General features: G+C 45.2%; 19 protein-coding genes. 13 read left to right on the top strand and 6 right to left on the bottom strand.

The window, feature by feature from the left end:
* Positions 1-10: 10 nt before the first annotated feature.
* The 4 genes from LRL21_RS12360 to LRL21_RS12345 all read right to left on the bottom strand — a co-directional run bounded on the left by LRL21_RS12360 (position 11) and on the right by LRL21_RS12345 (position 4339).
* A complete protein-coding gene (locus LRL21_RS12360) occupies positions 11-1027 on the bottom strand; it encodes a FecCD family ABC transporter permease (protein ID WP_240416078.1) in 1017 nt (338 codons plus the stop codon).
* A complete protein-coding gene (locus LRL21_RS12355; RefSeq protein ID WP_420832446.1) occupies positions 1028-2023 on the bottom strand; it encodes a FecCD family ABC transporter permease in 996 nt (331 codons plus the stop codon).
* 154 nt (positions 2024-2177) lie between these two features.
* Positions 2178-3623 carry a sensor histidine kinase gene (locus tag LRL21_RS12350; RefSeq protein WP_240416074.1) on the bottom strand — a complete coding sequence of 482 codons (1446 nt, stop codon included), beginning with the start codon at positions 3621-3623 and terminating at the stop codon, positions 2178-2180.
* 2 nt (positions 3624-3625) lie between these two features.
* A complete protein-coding gene (locus LRL21_RS12345; protein WP_240416072.1) occupies positions 3626-4339 on the bottom strand; it encodes a response regulator transcription factor in 714 nt (237 codons plus the stop codon).
* A 599-nt stretch (positions 4340-4938) separates the two neighbouring features.
* Here LRL21_RS12345 and LRL21_RS12340 point away from each other — a divergent pair.
* The 4 genes from LRL21_RS12340 to LRL21_RS12325 are packed head-to-tail and all read left to right on the top strand — an operon-like array spanning position 4939 to position 9111.
* Positions 4939-5967: a LacI family DNA-binding transcriptional regulator gene (locus LRL21_RS12340; protein ID WP_240416146.1), complete on the top strand. Its 1029-nt coding sequence runs from the start codon at positions 4939-4941 to the stop codon at positions 5965-5967.
* A gap of 60 nt (positions 5968-6027) precedes the next feature.
* Complete coding sequence (locus LRL21_RS12335; protein WP_240416070.1) at positions 6028-7188, top strand: Gfo/Idh/MocA family protein; 1161 nt, start codon at positions 6028-6030, stop codon at positions 7186-7188.
* Between the two features lie 50 nt (positions 7189-7238).
* On the top strand, positions 7239-7961 hold the full coding sequence (locus tag LRL21_RS12330) for a ThuA domain-containing protein (RefSeq protein WP_240416069.1): 723 nt from the start codon (positions 7239-7241) through the stop codon (positions 7959-7961).
* 46 nt (positions 7962-8007) lie between these two features.
* Positions 8008-9111, top strand: coding sequence for a Gfo/Idh/MocA family protein (locus tag LRL21_RS12325; protein WP_240416068.1), 1104 nt, complete (start codon positions 8008-8010; stop codon positions 9109-9111).
* Between the two features lie 156 nt (positions 9112-9267).
* Here LRL21_RS12325 and sspI read toward each other — a convergent pair whose 3' ends face one another.
* Complete coding sequence (gene sspI, locus LRL21_RS12320) at positions 9268-9471, bottom strand: small acid-soluble spore protein SspI (RefSeq protein ID WP_240416066.1); 204 nt, start codon at positions 9469-9471, stop codon at positions 9268-9270.
* A 168-nt stretch (positions 9472-9639) separates the two neighbouring features.
* Between sspI and LRL21_RS12315 the strand changes: the two genes are divergently transcribed.
* From LRL21_RS12315 to LRL21_RS12275, 9 genes are all read left to right on the top strand, one after another.
* The gene (locus LRL21_RS12315; protein ID WP_240416065.1) at positions 9640-10299 is read left to right on the top strand and encodes a potassium channel family protein; all 660 of its coding nucleotides are present in this window, start codon (positions 9640-9642) and stop codon (positions 10297-10299) included.
* A gap of 4 nt (positions 10300-10303) precedes the next feature.
* The gene (locus LRL21_RS12310; protein WP_240416064.1) at positions 10304-11167 is read left to right on the top strand and encodes a TrmH family RNA methyltransferase; all 864 of its coding nucleotides are present in this window, start codon (positions 10304-10306) and stop codon (positions 11165-11167) included.
* Positions 11168-11638: 471 nt separating this feature from the next.
* Positions 11639-12451 (top strand): sugar phosphate isomerase/epimerase family protein, encoded by an 813-nt coding sequence (locus LRL21_RS12305; protein ID WP_240416063.1) that lies wholly within the window; start codon positions 11639-11641, stop codon positions 12449-12451.
* 324 nt (positions 12452-12775) lie between these two features.
* A complete protein-coding gene (locus LRL21_RS12300) occupies positions 12776-13174 on the top strand; it encodes a CidA/LrgA family protein (RefSeq protein ID WP_240416062.1) in 399 nt (132 codons plus the stop codon).
* On the top strand, positions 13171-13866 hold the full coding sequence (locus tag LRL21_RS12295; protein WP_240416061.1) for an LrgB family protein: 696 nt from the start codon (positions 13171-13173) through the stop codon (positions 13864-13866). Before LRL21_RS12300 ends, LRL21_RS12295 begins: the two co-directional genes overlap by 4 nt.
* Positions 13867-14562: 696 nt before the next feature.
* Complete coding sequence (locus LRL21_RS12290) at positions 14563-14748, top strand: hypothetical protein (protein WP_240416060.1); 186 nt, start codon at positions 14563-14565, stop codon at positions 14746-14748.
* A gap of 7 nt (positions 14749-14755) precedes the next feature.
* On the top strand, positions 14756-14956 hold the full coding sequence (locus LRL21_RS12285) for an SDR family oxidoreductase (RefSeq protein ID WP_240416059.1): 201 nt from the start codon (positions 14756-14758) through the stop codon (positions 14954-14956).
* Positions 14957-15536: 580 nt separating this feature from the next.
* Complete coding sequence (locus tag LRL21_RS12280) at positions 15537-17342, top strand: cache domain-containing sensor histidine kinase (RefSeq protein WP_240416058.1); 1806 nt, start codon at positions 15537-15539, stop codon at positions 17340-17342.
* Positions 17343-17377: 35 nt separating this feature from the next.
* Positions 17378-18961: a response regulator gene (locus LRL21_RS12275; protein ID WP_240416057.1), complete on the top strand. Its 1584-nt coding sequence runs from the start codon at positions 17378-17380 to the stop codon at positions 18959-18961.
* A 235-nt stretch (positions 18962-19196) separates the two neighbouring features.
* On the opposite strand, the gene LRL21_RS12270 is transcribed toward LRL21_RS12275, so the two are convergent.
* On the bottom strand, positions 19197-24281 hold the full coding sequence (locus LRL21_RS12270; protein WP_240416056.1) for an S-layer homology domain-containing protein: 5085 nt from the start codon (positions 24279-24281) through the stop codon (positions 19197-19199).
* Positions 24282-24535: the final 254 nt, after the last annotated feature.

Raw genomic sequence — 24535 nt, 5'->3', positions numbered from 1 at the left:
AATTTGGGTTTTATTTGGATCTGGTTAGTAAGTATAAGAAATATGGAGCACCGATGGCGGCAACTATAACTCCTGCAGGAATCGCATTCGGCTGAAATAAGGAGCGCCCTATCGTATCTGCAACGACGAGAATGACGAGCCCTATTAGACCAGCTATCGGTAAAAAGTGTTGGTGCATCGGTCCGACCAAGCGGCGTGCAAGATGAGGAGCAACGAGGCCGATAAATCCTATGCCTCCGGCCATCGCTACACTGGCGCTGGATAAAGCGACGGCAGTTACCAAGAGCAATAGCCGCTGCTTGCGTACGGCTGTTCCAATACCAGTCGCTACCTCATCTCCAAGCGAGAACGCATTTAGTGCTTGGGTCTGGAGGAAGCTGTAAGGAACAAATATGAGAATCCAAGGAAGCAGGGCAAAGACGTGAATCCAATCCCGTCCCCAGACGTTGCCAACCAGCCACCTTGCAGTGAAAGCATAGGTCGTTTCATCCAGACGAAGCGATAAAAACAAAGTGATCGCACTGAATCCTGCAGCTACGGCGATCCCGATTAAGATGAGACGTATAGGCAGCAGACCTCTTTGGCGGTCATAAGCGAGAAGCACAATTAAAAAGGCTGACAACACACCACCGGTTAAAGTGAATAAAGGAATCAGCAGAGCAGAGGCGTCCTTCATCGAATGAAAAAAACTGACGAACGCAATCAGCCCGAAAGCAGCTCCAGCATGAAGCCCGAGAATACCGGGATCAGCCAGTGGATTGCGGGACAATCCTTGTAAAATAGCACCGGATACACCTAATCCGATACCAGCCAGCATTGTAATCAATATCCGCGGCAGGCGATATTCGAACAAAACCAGCTTATCGTCAGGACTGCCCTGGCCAAGAAAGGTTTGAATCACTTGAAGAGGAGCGATCCGAATCGTTCCTGTGTTCAAGCTGATCAGGATGGCACACAAGCCGATAATGAGCAGGATGATCCCGACCTGGATCGTTTTTTTGCTTCGGTTTGATACTTGCTGCTGCATCTATAAGCTCCTCCTTTCTTTACGAGCCAGATAAAGAAAGAAAGGAACGCCGACCATGGCGACCATAATGCCAAGCGCAAGCTCTCGTGGCGGGTTGACCATTCTGGCTCCCATGTCGGCGACAACCAGCAGTACGGCACCCAGCACAGCAGAGAGGGGGATAATGAATCGGTAATCGACACCGACCAGCTTGCGTGCGATGTGTGGGATGACCAACCCGACAAATCCAATCGCACCCACAGCTGAAACCGATACCCCGGCAAGAATCACAGATGCGGTCATGCCCAGTAGTCGAATCCGCTTCGTGTTTACCCCAAGATTAACGGCCACATCATCACCCAACGAGATCAGCGAAACCGAACGTCCAAGCGTAAAGGCCCACAAAATGGTTATTACAATAACCGGAACTAGCAGCTGCAATTGTACCCATTTGACCCCGGCAACACCTCCTGCGTACCAAAAGGCCAAATCCTGAGCCAAATTGTAATAAATCGCAATCCCTGAGCTGAGTGAATGCAGCAGAGCGGCTACCACTGCTCCCGCGAGGGTGAGTCTTAAAGGGGTTAGACCGCCTGGAGCTGATCTGCCCAGCATAAAAATAAATAGCGTACTGAGCACAGCTCCGGTAAAAGAGAGTGCAATTAAAGCCGAATAAGGCAAGTTAGGAAAAAATGCAAAGCTAAGGGCAACGGCAAAGGTTGCACCCGAATTGATTCCGAGTATTCCTGCATCCGCCAGCGGATTACGTGTCACACCCTGCATTAAAGCACCAGCGACAGCGAACGCCGCTCCCATAACCGCTGCTCCTATTACCCGGGGAAGCCGCAGCTCATGTATGATCTGGTGTGCGGTCAATTTAGGGTTATAATCGATCACGGCTGTCCATACGGTGCCAAGCGTCATTTCTTTGGCTCCGTAGGAGATGGCCAGGAACATGGCTGTTACTAAAACGAACAACGAAATGATAAAAATAAGGCTAAAGGAAAAGAGCTTCATACTCGAAGTGGCTTGTAATTTTCTCATAGGCTTGCTGTGTTGCTTTCGACACCTCCAGCGTACGGATCCTCTTATGTATGAGCAAAAATACGATAATGATAATTATTATCAGTCGAAATTATACGTTCTTTTCCATAGAATAGCAAGAGAGAATTTAGGATTCGAGCTTGGGAAGCGTAATCACAAAGCTAGAACCGATTCCTGGTGTACTGCTTGCTTCAATCGTGCCTCCATGCGCCTCCACGAGCTGCTTGACGATGGACAGTCCGAGACCGGTTTCACTGCTGCTCTTGGCACGGGATGGGTCCGCCTTATAGAATCGGTCCCAGATGAGCGCAAGCTCCGCGCTTGTCATCCCTCGTCCGGTATCGGTAATATCGATCAGGGTGGAGGCTTCGGTTTCTGCCGCTGTGAGCCGGATTGTGCCATATTCGGTAAATTGAATACTGTTTTTGATCAAGTTGATCAAAATTTGGGTAAGTCGATCATAATCACAATAGACGACCAAATCAGGGTCGCATTCAATAATGATTTGCAATTTTTTGGCTTCGATCAGCACTTCCAAGGTTTCCACTACCGTCTCCATAATTTCACGCAGCGGACTATTTTTCTTAGCCAGTGTGATCAAACCATTTTCGATCTTTTCCATGTCCAGCAGCTCATTAATCAGACGAATAAGACGAAACGTTTCTTTTTCGATAATGGCGTAGTATTTGTGTTTATCCTCAGGTTCTGTGACGAGATTGTTTTTCAAACCTTCAATAATACCCCGTATGGAGGTAAGTGGTGTTCGCAGCTCATGGGATACATCGGTCATAAAGGAGTGACGGCGTAATTCATACTGTTTGAGTTGTAGGGAGGAAGCCTCCAGCTGTACAGCCATTGCATTAAAATCGAGTGCCAAGTCGCCCAATTCGTCGGAGCGATTGATCGGCAACCGGATAGAATAATGACCGTCCGCGAGCTTGCATGTGGCTTGGCGCAGCAGTTGAAGTCTTCGACTTATCCTGCGTGATATAAAAGCGCTAATAAGGGCTGTAATCACAAAAATTAATGCTGCTGCATATCCAACATTTCGATCCATGGATAATAGGATGTCCTTGTAACCGACTACAGGGGAAAAAATGAACATGTACATATCAGTTGTTTTGCTTTTGGGATGGATCGGTTTGGTTAAAACGACAAGCGGCTGCTCGGGGCTGCGGTCAACGATAAAGGTCTGATTGTCTTTAATGAACATGACACGGGCACGAAGGCCATCCAAAAATGCTTTATTGCGCAGAGCGGCCGACATTTTCGGATCACGGTACGCAATCTCTCCGGTTTTATCGAAAATAATAAAAGATATTTTGCGCTCAGCTAGCAAACCTCGATAGGCCTGTAGGGGTACAGTCGGTTCTTCCTCTTCACGGGTCAGCAGTCGGACAATCACTTTACCTGCATTGCTGAGCTCCTCCGTTACATGGGCATACGATTGCTGCTTCAAATAATAGACAAAGCCAGCTCCCATTAAAGCAAGGATCAGTATGGATACGAGCATATGACTCATAAATTGGCGTTGAAAAAAAGTAAAGCGATAACGCAATCGTTTGTTCCCCATCGTCATTCCTCCAGCTTATAGCCTATGCCCCATACGGTGACCACGAGTGGATTCTCAGGTGTTGATATTTTGTTGCGCAGCCTTTTGATATGGACGTCGACGGTTCGTTCCTCACCTATATAGTCGTAGCCCCAGATGCTCTCGATAAGCATATCGCGGGTAAATACCTTTTTCGGGTGGCGAACAAACAGGCACAGCAGCTCAAATTCCTTGGGGGTCAAATTTGTCAGCACAGCTCCACGTATCATAGTGATCCGGGATTCCAATTCGATCCGGATGTCCTTGTGCTTTAAGATGTTCAAAGAGTCGTGGGGAGGATAGGGTGGCTCTGGTTGCAAGCTGGAGGAGGACGTACCCATGTGATAACGTCGCAGGACTGCTTTGATTCTTGCAATCAGCTCCATCGGGCTGAAGGGCTTGACGACATAATCATCTGCACCGCTTTCCAATCCGAGAATCCGATCCTTCTCCTGATCCCGTGCGGTAAGTAATATTATCGGTGTTGGCGTTATGGTGCGAACCTGTTTGCAGAGGCTGATCCCATCTTTGCCAGGAAGCATCCAGTCCAGAATGACAAAATCCCAGCTTTCCTCAAGCAGACGCTGCTCGGCGACCCATCCATCATGGACAAAGGTAGTGTTATAATGTTCCTTTTGAAAAAAAAGCTGCAGCATTTCACATACCGATGTATCGTCCTCAGCTACGAGCAGTCTCATAGAAATCCCCTCCGGGCTTGGCTATTCGTTATTTCAAGCATAGTCGCTCGATCCTGTAATAGCAAGATCATGATGAATCGGAAGAGCGCTAAGAGTGTTGCTATATGGCGCGAAAAGGGAGGAGGTTAAGGTATCTAGATTATGTATTGACACAGGAGGCGTCTCATGAGAAAATGTACGCGTGTACATTGTGTGGAATGATGCTTTAAAAAGATGCTTTCGAATTACCTTTTATCAAGTTCGCGAGAAGCTTGTAAGCCGAAGGCTAATGAAGTTAGCGGGTCAATTATTTGATTATTCGATTTGTTGGTTAGTCAGTCAGTTAGTTTGTTTGTTGTACAAACTCAAAGAGTTTGGTGAATATATGAGCGGAGCGACCGTGGTGTTCTGGAGATAGCGGAGCGGTGCCTTTGTTTCCGGAATTTTACCGCTATATTTTTTATAAAATAATTCTGGGAACAACAGCTGAGAGTTTGCTTAAGCAAACTGGCTTCGTAAGCATCATCTCGGAGGAATACTTCGGTCGCGCAGCGGAACTTTATTCACCGTACTTCTCACGAAGTCATTTTGCTTCATAAACCTGAAGGAGGGATCGTCCTATTGTAACCAGGAAGGAAGTTGCTGAGCTGGCAGGTGTATCCGAGGCTACAGTTTCCCGCGTTTTTAATGGTGTAGGACCCATGAAGGCACAGACGAAGCTGCGGGTTCAGGAAGCTGCCAAGACACTTAACTATCACCCCAATGCGATAGCTCAGAGCTTTGCCCGCCGCAAAAGCGGAAATTTGGGCGTTGTACTTCCCTATTTGCCGAAGGTTCATTTGTTCTCGACGTATTATTTTTCCGAAGTGTTAAGCGGTATTGGCGCGAAGGTGAAAGATAAGGGTTATGATTTGCTGCTTACCTTTCGTTCCCTGGACGAAGAGAGCGATTACATTGAACGATTCCGTTCGCAAAAGGTGGATGCCTGCATAATTCTGGGGGCCAGTGATACTCTACAGGAAAGGGAACAGCTGAAGATGCTGGAATCCGAGGGGCATCACTTTTGTCTGGTCAATCAGCATTTTGCCGGTGAAAGCTTCAATGAAGTAGATGCGGATCACATCGGTGGCAGCTATCGTGCCGTGAAGCATTTGATGGATAAGGGCCATAAGCAAATCGCCTTTTTGAATGGCTCCTCGCAATTTTCCAATAGTGCGGATCGATATGAAGGCTACAGGAAGGCAATGGGCGAAGCAGGTAAGGATGCCGAGGCGCTACGTAATTTGTATTACGAAGGCAATTACAGCCGAACCAGTGGCTACAGGATGGCGGCTGCGTTATACGAACGCAGGCACGAGATTGATGCAATATTTGCGGCAAACGACCGGATGGCGATAGGTCTTATGCAGGGCTTGCGTGAGCTTGGCTGGGAAGCCGGCAGGGATGTCGCGATTGTCGGTTACGATGACTCTGATGCGGCCCGAGTGACAGACCCGCCGCTCACAAGCGTGGCCGTTCCCTTTTATGATATGGGCAGTCTGGCAGCCGAGCGTCTGCTGGCACAGGTGAACGGTGAGCAAGGCAGCTTTCAGGTTAAGCTGGACACCGAGCTCGTCGTTAGACAATCGTGCAGCAGAAACCTTAGTTAAGCAGCATGGTAATCACAGATGAACATCCAGTGTAAAACTTTGAAGGAGGCGGATTCTAATATGAAGCAAGTTAATATCGGGATGGTCGGTTATAAGTTTATGGGCAAGGCACACAGCCATGCTTATCGTGATTTACATATGTTTTTTCCGAAGGTTGCCAAGCCGGCTATGAAGCTGATCTGTGGCCGTGATGAGCAGGGGGTTGCCCAGGCAGCTGAGCAATTCGGCTGGGACGGTTATGTGACGGACTGGCGGGATTTGTTGAATAACGATGACATTGATGTGATTGATATTAATGCGCCAAGTAATGCGCATTTGGAAATTGCTTTGGCAGCGGCAAAGGCTGGCAAGCATTTGTTCTGCGAGAAGCCGCTGGCGCTGACACTGCCGGATTCCAGGGAAATGCTCAAAGCAGCAGAGGATGCAGGCGTGAAGCATATGGTGGGCTTCAATTATCGTTTTGCACCTGCTGTGATGCTTGCCAAGAAGCTGATTGATGAAGGCCGTTTGGGTGAGATTTACCATTTCCGTGCCTGGTTCCTGCAGGACTGGATTGTCGACCCGGATTTCCCGTTGGTGTGGAGACTGCAGAAGGAAATTGCCGGTTCTGGCTCTCATGGAGATTTGGGTGCACATCTGATTGATTTGGCGCATTATTTGATCGGCGGCATGACCGAGGTGATCGGGATGAGCGAAACGTTCATTAAAGAACGTCCTGAGCCTACATCGATGACAGGCTTGAGTGCGAAGGGCAGTAAGGATGCGCCCAAGGGTCCGGTTACGGTCGATGATGCAACGCTGTTTATGAGCCGTTTTGCCAATGGCGCGCTCGGCAGCTTCGAAGCGACACGGTTTGCACCCGGACATCGCTGCACGAATTCGTTCGAGATTAACGGCAGCAAGGGCAGCGTAAAATTCGACTTTGAGCGGATGAATGAGCTTCAGGTTTATTTTACAGACGATGCTGAGGATGTTCAGGGCTTCCGCCGCGTGTTGGCAACCGATCCTTCTCATGCTTATATGGACGCTTGGTGGCCAGCCGGTCATACCATTGGATACGAGCACACCTTTATTCATGAGGTTGTCGAGCTGATGCAGGCCTTGGAGGAAGACCGTCAGCCTGTGCCTAATTTTGTTGATGGTGTGAAGTGTCAAGAGGTACTCGAAGCGGTAGATCGTTCCATTGCGGAGCGTCGTTGGGTGCGAATTGACGAAGTCTAGAAGTGAGCTTACAATCATCCATTCTTATTAAATAAAAGGGAGCGTGCAGAATGAAAAAAGCACTGATCGTTCAAGGCGGCTGGCAAGGTCATCAGCCTAAGGAAGTATCTGATATATTTCGTGTTGTTTTGGAGGAAGAAGGCTTTGAAGTTGAGGTGTCCGATACGCTGGAAGCTTTTGCCGATGCCGAAAAGCTGCTAGGGCTCGATCTAATTGTACCTGTATGGACGATGGGCGAGATTGATAAGCAGTACGCCAAAAATGTCTCGGAAGCTGTCCAAAGCGGAGTTGGACTAGCAGGCTGCCATGGCGGTATGTGCGATTCGTTCCGTAATAATGTGGACTGGCAGTTCATGACGGGCGGCAACTGGGTAGCTCATCCGGGCAATGATGGCGTGGAATACGTCGTTAATATTAAAGGCAGCACAAGTCCACTCGTAGAGGGCATTGAAGATTTTACAGTATCCAGCGAGCAGTATTACCTACATGTAGACCCAGCTGTAGAGGTATTGGCGACTACAAGATTTCCTGTGGTAGAAGGCCCGCATTCCTTGAATAAGGCAGTTGATATGCCTGTAGTTTGGACCAAACGTTGGGGAGTCGGGCGCGTATACTACAACTCGCTCGGACATCAAGCCAACATTATCGATATCCCGCAGGTTAAACTGCTCATGCGTCGTGGCTTCCTATGGGCGGCCGAGGGCAAGACACAGGCAAGCAACAAGGCATCTGCCACTGCAGCTTACTCCGGTATGGGTGATAGTCAGGTTTAATCAAGGTAGCTTAATAAAATTGGCAAGCAGAGAGGAAGCATTGTAAATGGAAAAGGTACGTGTAGGTATAATCGGCTGCGGTAAAATCAGTGCTATTTATTTTAAAAATTGCCAAACATTTTCGGCTTTAGAAGTTACAGCGTGCGCTGATTTGAACGTGGCGAGAGCACAAGCGAGTGCAGAGGAGTTTGGTATCGCCAAGGCTTGCTCAGTTGCCGAGCTGTTGGCAGATCCAGATATTGATCTGGTCATTAATTTAACGATTCCGGCAGCTCATGCTGACGTATGTATACAGGCACTCGAAGCAGGTAAACACGTGTATGTGGAAAAGCCGCTAGCGGTAACCCGCGAAGAGGGACAACGGATTTTGGCTGCTGCGAAGAAGAACGATCGTTTGGTGGGCAGCGCGCCGGATACTTTCCTGGGCGGCGGTATCCAAACGTGCATCAAGCTGATCAACGATGGTTGGATCGGAACTCCGATTGCTGCCAGCGCATTCATGATCGGTCGCGGCCATGAGCATTGGCACCCGGACCCTGAGTTCTATTATGCGCCAGGCGGCGGTCCAATGTTCGATATGGGTCCTTATTATTTGACTGCTCTCATTGCTTTGCTTGGCCCAATTCAACGGGTAACCGGCTCCGCCAAAATCTCCTACCCAGAGCGGACGATTACCAGCCAACCGAAATTTGGGCAAAAAATCAAGGTAGAGACACCTACACATGTTGCAGGCGTGCTCGATTTTCACAGCGGCGCTATTGGAACGATTATTACGAGCTTCGATTCCTTTGGCGGTTCGCAAGTGCCGCGCATTGAAATTTACGGAAGTGAAGGCACGCTGAGCGTACCTGACCCGAACACATTCGGTGGGCCTGTATTGGTGCGTCGTCACGATGCGAAGGAATTTAGTGAAGTGCCACTCATTCACGGTTATGCAGATAACAGCCGTGGCCTGGGCGTGTTGGATATGGCTTTTGCCATTAACAACGGCAGATTGAACCGCGCTAACGGGGAGCTTGCGTACCACGTTCTTGAAGCGATGCATGGCTTCCATGATGCGTCTGAGCAAGGTAAACATTATGTGATGCAAAGCACCTGCGACAAACCAGTACCACTGCCAAGCGGATTGGTTAGGGGCATATTGGATTAAGCTTACGATCATTTGTTAACGAAAAAAGCCACTGTGGACCGAGCCGCTTGTAATCGCAGCATTCGGATCCATACAGTGGCTTTTTACTATTTGCTTAAGCAATCCGTGGTATAAAGCGCGAATATCCTGCAACAGGATCCATTCGTTCCTCGAATGTTAAGCCAAATGCTCCTTCAAAGCCGTAACCATTTGCGATTGGGCACTTTTTTCGCTGTGCTGCCAAATGATTTCGAACAATACACCCAAACCGGGCAATACCTGCTCAGCTCCACCGACAGAATCCTCGATAATACCCGTCAGCTCATCGTCATTTTTATCCGTCACGCGTTGAATAATGGCTTCTCTAAGGGAAATGTTCATAAAAGTTTCCTCACTTTACTCACTGAATTTACTTCATTTAATATGTGCCAAATGGGTGCGGTTCATGCTTGGTTATGGAGAAATCATTTTATGGTATAATAAAGCACAATGGAAGTACGTTCTGCTGAGAAGTCAAACCGTGATTGGATAGAAGGGTGGTAGTTGTCCGTGAAAAAGCAATTTGCCGTTATTGGCTTGGGTCGTTTCGGTACCAGCGTTGCCAAAACCTTGTCAGGATTGGACTTTGAAGTATTAGCTATTGATAGCAATGAACATCGGATCCAGGAAATATCTACGGTTGTTACCCATGTTGTACAGGCGGATTCCACTGATGAAGAAGCACTCCGAGCATTGGGATTGCGTAATTTTGACGTTGTGGTTGTCGCTATCGGTGACGATATTCAAGCAAGCATTCTCACGACCATTATCGTAAAAGAAATCGGAGTGCCCAAGGTGATTGTCAAGGCTCAGAACGAGCTTCATGGCAAGGTGCTGAAAAAAGTCGGTGCTGATAAAGTTATTTATCCAGAGCGGGATATGGGTCAGCGGGTAGCGCATCATCTGATTTCCAAGAACATTATTGAATACATCGAGCTGTCCGAAGACCATAGTATTGTTGAAATCAGAGCCTCTCGGGATATGGTAGGCAAAAACCTGCGGCAGCTGGACATTCGTGCCAAATACGGCTGCAATGTCATTGGAATCAAGACAGGTGTCAAGATGAATATCGCTCCAAACGCTGAAGAACTGATCGATTCTGAGGATATATTAATTGTTGTTGGGAACAATGAGGACTTACAAAAATTCGAAAAAACGTTTGCGGAATAACAGGATGAAGAGGAGTAGTGAAGTATTGATTACATCTGTAAACAATCCGCGTGTCAAAGCGTGGGCACAGCTGCTGGACAAAAAAGGGCGGGACCAGCAGCAGCAATATATGATCGAGGGCGTACATCTCGTGCAGGAAGCATTAGCTTCCGGTGTCAAGATCGAGGCGCTCGTCTACGCAGAGGAGCGGCAGCAGTCTCTGCCTCAGGGAATGCTTCAGTCAGCAGAGAGCGCTGGCATCGAATGTATCGCCGTTAGTGATGTGGTGTTAGCTAAATGTACGGATGCTTTAACGCCGCAGGCGGTATTTGCCGTGCTGCCCAAGCTGGGCTGGGAACCGCTGGATTTGCTTAAGCCTTATGAGATTGATAGAGAATGTTCATCCTCTAGTAAAGAAACCTCCGCGGCTGCAGCTTCGAGCCTTGTCGTGGTCATCGATGGCGTGCAGGACCCTGGTAATCTCGGCACGATTATTCGCAGCGCGGACGCTGTAGGTGCTACCGGTATTTTGCTGGGAAAGGGAACTGTGGATTTGTACAATCCGAAAACCGTTCGTTCCACGATGGGATCGCTGTTCCATCTACCGATTGCCTCGGGAGATTTGGTAGAGTGGCTGCCTTCAGCCGCTTCGCAAGGCGTTGCTATTGTGACTACCAGTCTTCAAGCTACTGCAAGCTGCTATGAGTTCGACTTCCGTCGTCCGGTCTGGTTCGTTATTGGCAACGAGGGACAGGGGGTGTCGGCCGAGGTATCCCGTCTTGCAACAGAGCATATACGGATACCGATGCAGGGAAAAGCAGAATCGCTTAATGCGGCGATGGCGGCGACGGTTGTACTTTTTGAGGCTATGAGGCAGCGGGGGATGTAGTTGAAATAAAAATCTTGGTCAACTTGTGAGTAACGGTTATAAATGAGACTGCTTTGATCGATAAATGAGACAAATTTGGGTATATGTTTGAGACTTTGGGCATTAACCCAGTTAGGCCAAACCCTTGGCCTAACTGGGTTTTTCTTTTATAAGCATCAAATTTTATGTATAGTCCTTCTGGTAAATGTGAATATATGATAATAACAATATTTTGTTTATAAATGAGACAATTCGTTAAGGAGATGACAAGTATGGATTGGTTGTGGAAGAATTGGACTAAAGAAGATGAAAAGTATAACCCGATGTGAGTAACGGTTATAAATGAGAAAGTTTTGATCAATAAATGGGATATTTTGGATACATGTTTGAGCTCTCTATGAATCCGCAGAAACCGGAAGGGAAGTATGCTTGTAATTATAAATCCATACTACGAGGCTTGAACAACCCTAAAATAATATGGAAGGTCATTAAATGATGCAGCAAAAATGTGCGTTGCAGCTTTATACTTTGCGGGATGAGTGCAAGGCGGATTTTCCAAATGTCCTGCGGGAATTAAAACGTATGGGATGGGCCGGCGTGCAATTTGCCGGATATCAGGGATATGAGCCGGAGGCTCTGGCGGAAGTGATGTTGGAAACGGGCCTACATATTAAATACCAGCGGGTTAAGGAAGAGCTGGATCAGGTAATTGCTGAGGCTCAACTGTTCAAAACCCGTGATTTGGTCATCTCCTCCACACCTGAGGACCTGAGAAATGCAAGTGGGTACATGGAAGTAAGGAAACGCTTAAATGAAGCGAGGGAACGACTGCGGCAGGAAAAAATGCGAATCAGCTATCATAACCATGCCTTTGAGTTTGATACCACGATTGAAGGTCGCTCCACTTTGGAGTACTTGCTCGAGCCGACTGCGGACAATCTGCTTCTCGCGGAAATCGATGTATATTGGGTGAAGAAAGGCGGCAAAGACCTTGTTTCTTATCTCTCGCCTTATTCCGGGAGAATGCCGATCATTCATCTGAAGGATATGACCCGAGACGATGTACAAACGTTTGCGGAAATCGGCGAAAGAAGCATCGATTTCAAGCCGGTTCTGAGTTGGGGAGAACGAAACGGCGTAGAGTGGTATGTCGTAGAGCAGGACAGATGTCGTAAGGACCCTATGGTTTGCGTGCAGACAAGCTTACCAACTTGTCTCGCATCATTGCAGAAGTTAAATAACCGAGGCTGCCATATAGGTGCAAGCACCTATATGGCGGGCAGCAGAAAAAGCTTTATGCTGTAAGCTAGCACCAGTATTCCGATAATATCCCTTCCAGACAAACAGTTAAGAGAATGTTCTTACTGTTAACTTGGAGGGGATTTTTCGTGAGGAGAATACCTCTTACGTAGAAAGTTTTAATTGTGAAGGTTTAATAAGTACACGGAATTGACTCAACGTAGATTAGGTGATAAAATTACTTTCTAAATAAGGAACCAAGTTCATTATATTGAACTATATGTTTTATTCAGATTCTTTAGAGATGTAACTTTAAAGCCAATCCGATACGGTAGTTCATTCAAGAATGTCTCAACTAAACAGCTTGATTTTACTTAATGGGGGTGCAGTATGCAAGGTTTTGCAATTTTGCTCGTTTTTTATCTGGTGGGAATGTTCATTCAAAAAGAATTACATGTTCCTCTTCCCTCCAATGTAATCGGTCTAGCCTTATTTACTTTATTTTTATTCTTAGGATTAATTAAATTGAAGTGGGTCGAAAGAGCCGCGATGTTCTTAAAACGTCATATGCTGTTGTTTTTTGCTCCCATTGTTGCAGGAACGGTATCCGTCCTGCCATTGGTCCGGGGGCATGTTATAACTATTTTTGTGACTTTTTTGCTGAGTTGGTTGGCTGTGTTGCTTTCTGCTGGATGGACCGTGAAGGCGCTGACTGGCAGAAACAGAAAAAATTCAAAATCGAATATCTCTGCACCGTCGCATATTCCCGCAAGGAGGGAGCATACGTGAGTTTATCTTCGATTGCACAAAGCCCGATATTCGGCATATCATTGACCGTGCTGGCATACGTATTTTCGTTTGGTATAAATCGTTTTATTCAATGGATTCATCCGCTCTTTATATGTTCAGGTCTGATTATTGTTGTTTTGCTTGCGGGTGGAGTATCTTATTCGGATTACCATGCCGGAGGAAGTCTGATTGAGTTTTTCCTCGGTCCGGCGACCGTAGCACTGGGAGTTCCGCTATATAAGAACGCGCAAAAGTTTAAAGATAAGATGGCTCCCTTATTAGCCGGGATTTTTGCCGGATCGGTTATGGGTATCGCCAGCAGCTCAGCATTGGTTTGGTTATTGGGCGGTTCACGAGAAATTATGGTTACCATGATGCCCAAGTCTGTAACTACGCCGATTTCTGTAGAAATTATCCGTAATATGGGAGGGATTCCGGAGTTAGGCTCTGTGCTCACCGTATTAACCGGATTGCTGGGCAGTATGATCGGCCCCGAGGTGCTCAGGTTGTTTGGCATGCGCGATGATTTTTCCGTTGGCATTGCAATGGGAACGTCTTCACACGGGATTGGGACAGGCCGGTTAATTCGCGAATCCGACCTGCTTGGCAGCATCAGCGTATTTTCCATGTGTATGGCGGGGATGATCACCTCGGTACTGGTAATCCCGATATCTTGGTTTGTTTATCCATAATGGTCGTGTCTAGGTGCAAACTATTTCTGCCGAGGGGGGCATGGAAGTGATGTAAATATATCAAATGTATATTTATGGTAGGGACCCCATAAGTTATTGGTGTACCTTGTTTATGTTAACCTATTTTCGAAGCACATGGTTGCGGCAATTTTAAACGCTGACCTAGTCTTGGAATTTTGTGGGGGGATCTATAGTAGCAATCCCTGAAGGATCGAGCTGGGACGTGACGGCATGGCAGAAGTGGCTCGAAAAAACTCGTTATTGGGTTTATTAATTGTATAATAAACATGTATCATAATATGTAAGAATTGGCTTATCCAATGTGCTGGATATCATATAACCATTTTCTCAATATGACGACATTCATCATGAAAAAAGCGCGTATTTTAAGGCGCTAAAGCACTAATAGGGGGACAGATATTGAGAAGAAAGGCTGCTATTATTACAGGTTCCTCTAACGACAATGAAAAAGCAACCGCTTTTCTTTAGACAGGGAAGAGTACATTACAATTAATTACTCCAAATCTGAAAGTGAAGCGTTGAAACGGGGAAACAAATTGATGCTTTAGGAGCTAAAAGTTTGCTGCTCAAAGCTAATGTTTCTGAAGATTTTCATTTCCGGTAAATGATTAACGAAATTTGTCAACCATGAAGACTTAGGAGGATTGAAGGAAGAGTATTGGAACCGGGTGATGAATGTCAACGTCAAGGGGCTTTTCTACTTTTGCCGAGCTGCAGCGTCCGAATTATAAAGCGGAGAGCCTGTATCGTCACCATTATCTCGGTCGCAGTATTGACGGGATTGGAGCTAAATCGCTTAATGCAGCCTCGAAAGCCACTGCCATCAGCATAACGAAATCGCTTCCCACGTCATGTCCCTGAAGTCCGAGTGAACAGCATTGCACCGGGAATTGTTCAAACTCGTTGGGTTGAAGGACATCAGGATCATATAATGCGACTGGCGGAGGGAACGCCGCTCGACAGAATCGCAACTCCTGAAGATGTGGCGGAAACAGTTTGCTCTTTAATTTCCCATTCGCATTTCGTGAAAGGTGATCTCATCAAAGTAGACGGTGGAAGCTTTATCTAGAGTGAAACGGCGGCAAGTTTCCGCAATATTATCCTCGAAAACCATGGAAATTAAACAATGATCAGACACTTTGAGGCTTTCCGAGGGCCTCTTCTTGTTGGGGTGGGTGAACGGATACTGTGTTCATTTTCTCCTAGAGGTCTTATTATTAGAGCCTGCTGACCACAACTTAAAGTGGTATTGTAGGAGCATAAAAGGAATATGGACCTCTCTAAATGCAAATTCATGATCATTTTGTTTTAGGGGGTTCCGGGTTGCATTAACAACATTAGAAAGTGATAATAGGACTTTGCGATTGGGGAAATTATAATACAAGCAATATCCGTATGGAAGAAGATCCTGCTTTCCTTTATCAAGATGATTTTATTGTAATGAAATGTTTTATTGGGTACTATTAGTATTAGCTCATCTTGATCATTTATTGATATAGGGGGATTTAGCATTAGTGTAAGCGAATACAAATATGCAGTGAAAAATGGATTTGTTTATCGGAAATATTTAAGGGCCGTTGGAGGGCTTCATTTCTATTTCTGGTTATTGATCAAGAAAGTGACAATTAACAATTGAGGATGGATTTCCTATGGAGCATACAAAATGGTTCCCCAAAGCAGTTTTGTTCATAAGAAATATGAAGTTCCACAACAAATTGATGGTAGGTTACCTACTTGCCGGGGTCGTTCCGCTGGTGGTTGTAAGCGCCATTATATATCAACATTGGGTTGCGGGTTTGGAAGATTCTTCACAAGAATTAGTTTCGTTGTACACATCGCAGATCGAGGTTTCACTCAATAATTTCACTAAAGAATATGACAAGATTACCAAATCGGTATTGGTTGACAATGATATTATTTTCAAACCTGGCGATGAGCGGAAGTTGACTATGGACGAGTTCATTATTCAAAAGGTTATCGTACAGAAGTTATTGATGAAGGTTGCTTTGTTGAAACCGGAAATTGTTAATGTGATGCTGATCAGTCATGACAATAGTATTTACGAGTATGGGAATACAACTAGCATGGTAAATTTGAGAGAGTTAGTTACCAGGGAATGGTACAAAAGACTTCAAAGCTCAGACAATACGTTTTTTATTACGGGCCTGCACGACCGCACTTATTACGAGGATAAAGGACAAGGTGTGCTGGTCACGATAGGCAGGGTGCTCCTGAATTATGATGGCACTTATGCAGGGCTGCTTCTTATTGATATTGATCCATATACATTGCTTCCGCTTGCTAATGATTTTCTCAAAGCTCAAGACAAATATGGTATAAGTGTTAACATTAGTGATAAATCCGGGGAGATTGTGTATCATTCCGATGCGGCTAGTGGCAAACAGTCATGGAAGGAAATAATGGAATCGGGTAAGGAGTATAATAGTGATTCTAGTTCGGATGACCGAATTGTTCTCACAGGCCAAACCGAGCTAGGGAATCTAATTATAAAGACGGAAATTTCCCGTGATAAGTTACTGAAGAAAATCAGCAGGATGAAGGTTGTGACCGTAATGGTAATTGTGATCACAAGTCTCGTTACGGTGATTATCTCCATAACCTTGAGCTATACCATCACCAAGCCAATCAAAGCATTACGTCGAAGCATGAAGCAGGCAGAAACGGGAGAATACAAACCAATCGATAGTGAGCAGTCCAATGACGAAATAGGGTGTCTGGTTAATAGTTATAACAAAATGATTACCACCATTCGAACCTTGATCGAAGAAGTCTATATAGCCGAGATAAAGCGCCGTCATACCAAGTTTATTGCCCTTCAGAACCAAATCAATCCTCACATGCTCTATAATACGTTGGAATCGATCCGCATGAAGGCGCTTGTCAATGAGGATGATGAGACCGCTGACATGATCATGATTTTAGGAAAAATGTTTCGTTTAGCATTGGGGAAGGAAGGCAGGAGGCATTCTATTAAGGACGAAGTTGAGTACACGCTTAATTATTTAAAGCTTCAGAATATCCGTTTTGACGACAAGTTCTGTTTGGATATCCGCATTCCCGAGGAGATGCAGCGGTGCAGCATCATTCCTATTGTTTTTCAACCCATAGTTGAAAATAGCGTTAATCATGGTTTTCAAGATTACAACCGAATGATGAATATTGTAATTGAAGGGCGTTGGACTGACGAGGGATGGATATTGATTCGAATTTCGGACGACGGACTTGGTATTTCGGACGAAAAATACGAAGGGCTTAGCCGAATTTTGGAAGAAGCGGAAATGGATAAGTACAAGCTAGAGTCGGAGGAAAAAGGGCTAGGTTTGAAAAATATTGCGGAGCGCATAAAAATACATTATGGCGAACGATATCACCTTAAAATTTTGCCTTGGGACGGGCAAGGGACAACGGTAGAGATACTAATTCCTAAGCTCTAATCGCTTGTTAAATAAATAGGAAGGGGCGGGTAACAATGAAGGTGATTTTAGTAGACGACGAGAAGGGGATTTTGGACGGCCTCCAATTATTGATAAAACGCCATATTTCGGCATGTAAGGTGGTGGGTGTAGCCCTCAACGGTATTGAAGGTGTAAAACTAATTCAAGTACTGAAGCCAGATATAGTAATAACGGATATTCGAATGCCTCAGGTTGATGGTCTAAAAATGATCAGCATGCTTAAGGAAGCTGGATGTCAAGCGAAATTCATTTTATTAAGCGGATATGCCGACTTTGAATACGCACGAAGGGGCATACAGTTGGGGGTTCAATATTACCTTAACAAACCAGTGGAGATAGAGGAGTTACGCGATTGTATTTATAAAGTTATAGAGGTCATTAAGACGGAAAAAGCTAAGCTTCAGGAAGTAGAGGATCTGAAGCAAGAGGTCCATAGCCGCATGCAGGAAATCTCATTGAGGGACATCATTGACGTTGGTAGTGAAAATACCGATTACGTGGAAGAACTGCTGCGGATGGCATCCATCCCCATCGAAGGTAATTTTTTTGTTTGTGCTTTGTTAGAATTAGGGAATACCAATGAAAGCTTTAAGGAATTTGTCCTTGAACCGGTGTTTCGCCAGATAGATCACGCATTTGAGCAGTACCTGAAGGTATACAGATTCCGTTATTCCAGGGGCCAGATCGCTTTAGTCGTTGCACATAGTCGAAATATTGCTTATGAGAAGTTGGTCGGCTCCATCCAGCGTCTAAGAGAGTCCCTGTATCGCGAGTTAAAGCTGGAAATGACTATTGGAATCGGAACCGTGCACGAGCGTGAAGCGGGGATTAGCCGATCCTTTGAGGAAGCCCGCTATGCATTAAGCTATAAGGTAATCAAAGGTGTGGATGTTGTGATCCCTTACCCCGAGATCATAACCCTTCCGGGAACGAGCCATCCTATTTCGGAAGATATGATCAACCAACTGGAATCCGGTTTGGATAATATGGACGAAGCAGAATGTATTCGCATCATACGTGAAATATTCCAGCAGATGGATTCGGAAAGAGGAATGAGTCCGGTTGACCTCCAATTGCAGTGCTTGAACATCCTGTTATCTAGCGTGCGTAAAATGTCATTCCTTCAGCTGCAGCAAAATAACTTTTTAGGAGGAAACATATTGTCTCTGGAGGACACCTCACGTATTCGAACCCTTGAGCAATTAGAGCAATGGATGGTTCAAGTTTTTAGGGGAATTATTTCGTTAAAAGTGGAAAGAAAAATACCTAAGAAAAAGGATATCATTACACAAATCAAAGAATACGTGAGGGATCATTACAACGATCAGATCAGCCTCGCGGATCTATCCGACCGCTTTTTCATTAACCCATATTATTTAAGCCAGCTGTTTAAACAGAAGACAGGTGATACTTATCTTAACTTTCTTGCTCAGATTCGAATTAATAAATCGAAGGATCTACTGGAGAAAACCGATTTGAAGGTGTACGAGATCTGTCAAATGGTCGGCTATTCGGATGCGCAGCATTTTGCCCGTTTATTTGAGAAATTGGTAGGGTCTAAACCCAGCGAATATCGTAAGAACTCGAGGAGAAAGTAAGTAGAACATAAACAAAGCTGCCGGATTCGACACATGGTGTGTGGCGAATCCGGCAGCTTTGTTTTCACCCTAAAATCCTAAATGATATCTGAACGGTTATTGACTCGGTTGTGATGAATGTGATCGTTCGTATTATTCGCCAGCATGGCAAATAATACGAACGACCTACTACCGAGAACACCTCCAAAAAGAGAAGGGGTCCACGGGAGGACCCCAATAATTTTTCTCTATATGCTTAATCTATAAAATGGACGGCTTTTAGGAAACGCTTCAGGATGACAGCGGTTTGTGCGCGAGTTGCCATTCTGTCGGAACCAAGTGTGTCCTCAGACATGCCGTTAATCAAGTTAGCACTGATTGCGGCAGCGATTTCTTTCTGCCCCCAGCCGATCTTGCTCGAATCCTTGAATCGGCTTAGAATCATGGCTTGATCCGAAGGGGCAACGTTACTGTCAGCACCTGCGTAGTTCATGGCTCGGACAACCATTGCCGCAAGCTCCTCACGGGTAATTTGTGTATCCGGACGGAATGCTCCATTTTCGTAACCATGGATGATTCCGGCAGCCGAGGCTGTAGAAACAGCATCCGAGTACCAGGCATCGGCTTTGACATCCGCAAATGAGGATACCGACTTCATGGGGCTAAGCCCCAAGGCACGAACGATCAATGCTGCAAATTCTGCTCGGGTGATGTTACGGTCGGCATCGAATTTATGTTCCGATACTCCATCGATAACAAGCTTATTGGCCAGAAATTCAATCTCCGCTTTAGCCCAGTGAGCATTGATGTCATCAAAATTCCTGTTGAGCTCAACAACTGTGTAGATACTGTTGCCGTTACGTTTCAAGGTAGCAATAGTTTTGCCATTGTTGAACTCGAAAGTAGTAGGCACGAAGGTTAAGCTTTTGCTAACCTTATTGAATAGAGCCCCCGTTGCTTTGTCAGGGACAGCTTTCTGTACGTTGACGGATCGGGAAACATAGGTTGCACCAAAGTTTACATCAAATGAATTACCGACTTTGTCTTGAACGATTACGTTGAAGTCAATCGCGTCGGAAAGAGACGTAGCATTCGCTTTAGACAGAGCTTCCGCTACGCCTTTTGCGAAGTCTCCGGATATTTTCTTTATAGAAACGCTAACACTCAGCTCGCTTATGCTGACTCCTATTGATTCGGCTAATTTCTCCAGTTTCAGAACAGACAACGGCAGAACAATAGAGCCGTTTGCTGAAGTAACCTTTACTGCAGAATTTTGATTCTTCGCAGCATCGATGAGACCCATAGCGGGCAAGCTAACGTAATCCCCATTTGCCACAACTTCTATTAGATTCGAAGCGGAAAGGGCCGATTTGAGCGAATTGGAGTCTACCTTCCCTTCAGCGTCTGCAGTTAAGCCGTCGCGAGAAACGGATTCGCTTGGTAATGCGCCGCCTCCGCTGCTCGTGGAACCGCCGGAACCTCCTCTCTGGAATGAAGTCGTGGACACGTTAAGCGTCGGGCCATCCGTGCTTGCGTTGCCGTACTTATCGACTGCCTGAACTGTGAAGATGTAATCCATACCAGGGGTTAATCCGTTGACGTCGGTGTTTGTAGCGTCAACTACCGTAGTAGATAGGGTAGTTCCGTTATAAACCTTGTAGGCTACGGTTGTATAGTCTGCACCGCTCCACAAAAGTCCTATGGAGTTTTGGCTGCGGCTGGTGGCGACTAAAGCTTTGCTGCTCGTCCAAGATGGCGGAGTTATATTCGAAATCTTCACATCATCGATATATAGCAAGTTCTTGTTTGATTCTCCTGTACGGAAACTGATCGTATCCAGTTTCGTTACCGGAGCGGAAAACGGTATTCCAGATGCCTTCAAAGAGTTGTTAATGTAGATGTCATACTTATTCGTTGCGGGGTTCGCCGTCAAACTCACGTTGTACCATGTTCCAGAGTTCAGACTCTGAAGAGCAGTACCGGATGCCATCAATATACCGGACGCATTCACGTATACATCAACTGCAACAGTAGTGCCGCTCTTTAATTGGAATCGGTCACCCATTACATCCGAGTCGTCTTTAAATCGCCACTGGGCCGTGACTGCTTCTGTTTGAGCTGAGAAGGTCTTAGTAATCTGTGCAAAGCCTGCGGTTGAATCATCCTTTAAGTACACACTTCGATTGACCGTACTGGGCACGTTCACAATGGAAACGGCCGTACCGGGGGGCTTGCTTACGGTCCAACCCGGTGTTGCTCCTGTAACCTCCTCATCAAAAGAATTGCTTAGCAGCACATTGGCATCTACCGGTTCCAATACCAATAGCTGCAAACAGTTTGGATCCAGGTAGACGGAAGTACTGTAAGAGTCGTTATGAGTCAAGATCTTGTCGTCAATCATTTGCAGATTAGGGTTATCTGGATCTCCGTTATAATAATTACTTGTAGTATTATTTATTTTGTAAGTTTTTACTCTGATATTCTTACCATTGAATATGGACGGCAGGTTAGATATATGAATTGCTGCATTGTAATCTGTCGTACCCGTGCCCTGATAGTTCCACACCATAAGGGAAACACCTGTATCATCCTTGGAGGCCAAAGCATATACACCTTTACCGTTACTGTCGATACTATTCGAGGAAGCAGATACCTTGGTCACTTTCATTTTAGACTGCATTTCCCGCATATTTCCATAAGGTGTAAACTTATCTGAATAAATTGGATCCAGCAGCTTGTTATTTCTATCTCTGGATACTAAAGCATCCTTTCTGCCATTACCGCCATTATGGCGTACATTCCAACCAAACGGATAGTTTTTACTGCTGCTGTCCGAATACCAGTAAGCAAGCGATGCCATTCCTGCTGCCTGCCTTAATTGATCCTTATCAATGTAATCAAAGGAGGGGGTTTTTCCTTGCGAAAGCGCAATTAAATCCAGATCATCCCCAGATGGTCCCGGGTACATACCTGTTTCCGTAATGAAGGATGGTATATCCGTGCTTATGCCCCTGCTGCTGAGTTCACCCTCAATAACGGATCGTTCCGGCTCCGCCATCCTGAGGTTATCCTTATAAAAAAGATTTTTTCCAGTACTAGGATCTTTTCTCAAATAACCATGGTAGGATATGAAATCAAGCTTCTTTGTGGGTGATGTATCGTTCTTATATCCATCCAGAAACCCTTTGAACCAATCTAAATCGAAATTGTATAAAGCGGGTCCTCCAACCTGCAAAGGAACCGACGGATTTAATTCCGCGTTGACTTCATTTACAGCATCGGAGAAAGCCTTATAGTAGATGTAATAATTACTGGGTGAAAGAATATTAGTATTAGTTTGTTTTTTTGTAACCGGGTCAATCCTGTAATAGTTAGCCTCGCTGTTTGCAGGAGCATCTGGTTCGTTAGTAACTTCTAAGTACTTTATTTTAGGGAAATTTTGTTTGATGTGTTTGATATATTCCTTTACGATGGGCTTGATCTGCGCAGGGGTATACTCAAATTCTTTTATCACTTTCTCTGCTCTTACATTAACTAGCAGTTCATCCGCCATATTGCTTACCTGCGACAAGTAGGTGTCAATTTGATCATATTTGTTGAATAACCCAGTAGATTCATCGTAAATTTCTGATTCATTGATCCACACTCTTTGAATTTTCGTATGAAGTCCCTGATCATTAAGAAATTGAATATCTGCGGACCTCGAAGCCTGTGCAGCTGTATAAGTAGATTGTTTAGCTATATTGAAGTACTTCTCACTTCTAAAAAGTTCGCCTTGCGAGACATTAGCATCAACGGATACCGTTACGCTTGAGGGTTTGCTTACGGGCTCCAGAACCAGTAATTGCAAGCTGTTCGGTTCAAGCTGCACGGAGGCGGTGTAATTCCCATTATGGGCCACGATCTTGTCGTCTACCATTTGGAGATTGCCTTTGTCGTTATTTGCATAATAGTTACTTGTGGTTGCATCGATTTTATACGTTTTCACTCTGACATTTTTACCGCTGAATATGGACGGCAGGCTGGATACATTGGCGACTCCATTGTAACCTTTTGTTTCCGTGCTCTGATAGTTCCACATCATGAGGGAAACGCCTGTATCATCCTTAGCGGCCAAAGCATACACACCTTTACCGCCCATGATGCTGTCCGAGGTAGCCGATATTCTGGTCGCTTTCATCTTTGACAGCATGACTAACATATTTCCATAAGGTGTAAACTTATTAGTAGGTATGTTTGACAGTACAACATTATTTTGATCCCTGGATACTAAAACATCCTTTCTTGCATTATCCGGATGACGCAATTCCCACTGGAACGCGTGGTTTTTGCTATTATTCATAAACCAATAATGAAGTGATGCCAATCCTGCTGCCTGTCTTAATTGGTCGGGTTGAACTCCCCCACTGCTGTTGGGAACATCAGACAAGGTTCCCGGGTAAATCCCCGATTCAGTAATGAATGACGGTATATACATGCTGAGGCCTCTGCTGCTGAGCTCAGCATCGATCTGGCTCCGTTGATTATTCACGATACTAGGGTCTTCCTTAACAAAATCAGTGTAGTTAGGTCCTGTAAAATAACCGTGGTAGGATATGAAGTCAAGCTGCTTTTTGGGCGATGTATCATTCTTATATCCGTCAAGGAATTTCCGTAACCAATCTAAGTCCAATCTCATTGTTGTAGGCCCTCCGACCTGCAAAGGGACCGATGGGTTTAACTCTGCGTTGACTTCATATACAGCATCAGAGAAGGCTTTATAATAGCTGTATACAGTGTCGGGTGTAACAACGCCTTTATAGCGATTGGTTTTCATGTCATCAGGCTCATTTAAAGCTTCTATATACTTTACTTTCGGATAATTTTGTTTCAGATATTTAATGATATTCTTAAGGATGGGCTTGACTTTATCAGGCGACTTGTACTCGGGGATCACTTTCTCTGCTTTTATATTAACGAGTAAGGCATCCGCCATATTACTTGTATCTGAGAAGTAATCGTCATATTTGCTAAAATTATATGTATCGGTATCCGTATCATAAATATCTTGGTCAACCCAAGTCCTTAACACTTTACTGTGAAGACCTTGGTCATTAATAAACTGTACATCTGCATTTCTTTGGTCCCCATAGGTAAAATATTTGGATATGTTGAAGTGCTGTTCACCTCTATAAAGTGCGCCTTGTGAGACATTAGCATCAACTGCTATCGTTGCACTTGAAGGAATTGAAGCCTCATTTGCATTGCTTGTTTGCGGGATGATTGTACTGGTCCCCACTAAAGCAGTAACGAGAGTGAAATTAAGAATCTTCATTCTGAGTATTTTTTTGAAGTTTAACATTAATAGGTGCTACCTCCTAGAAATAAGATGATCCTGGTGGTGTAATAGCCTGGAATATGAGTGTAAACGGAATACCTTCTTTTACGGTTGGTTCTTAAATATTCACCGCCTTTCGGTAGCAATTGTATCCGTTTACAAAAACTATACTATCTGTTGAGCTATTCTCCAACAGGGCATTTTATAGTTTTAAACAATGGCATTTTTAAGAAATTTAAAATTCTGGATGGAATGGTTTCCCTGTATCCCTAAAAATG

The organism is Paenibacillus periandrae, from assembly GCF_022458865.1.
In the GTDB taxonomy this organism is placed as follows: domain Bacteria; phylum Bacillota; class Bacilli; order Paenibacillales; family NBRC-103111; genus Paenibacillus_S; species Paenibacillus_S periandrae.
Note: the sequence above shows the minus strand (reverse complement) of the source record. Positions and strands in the feature narration are given on the sequence as shown.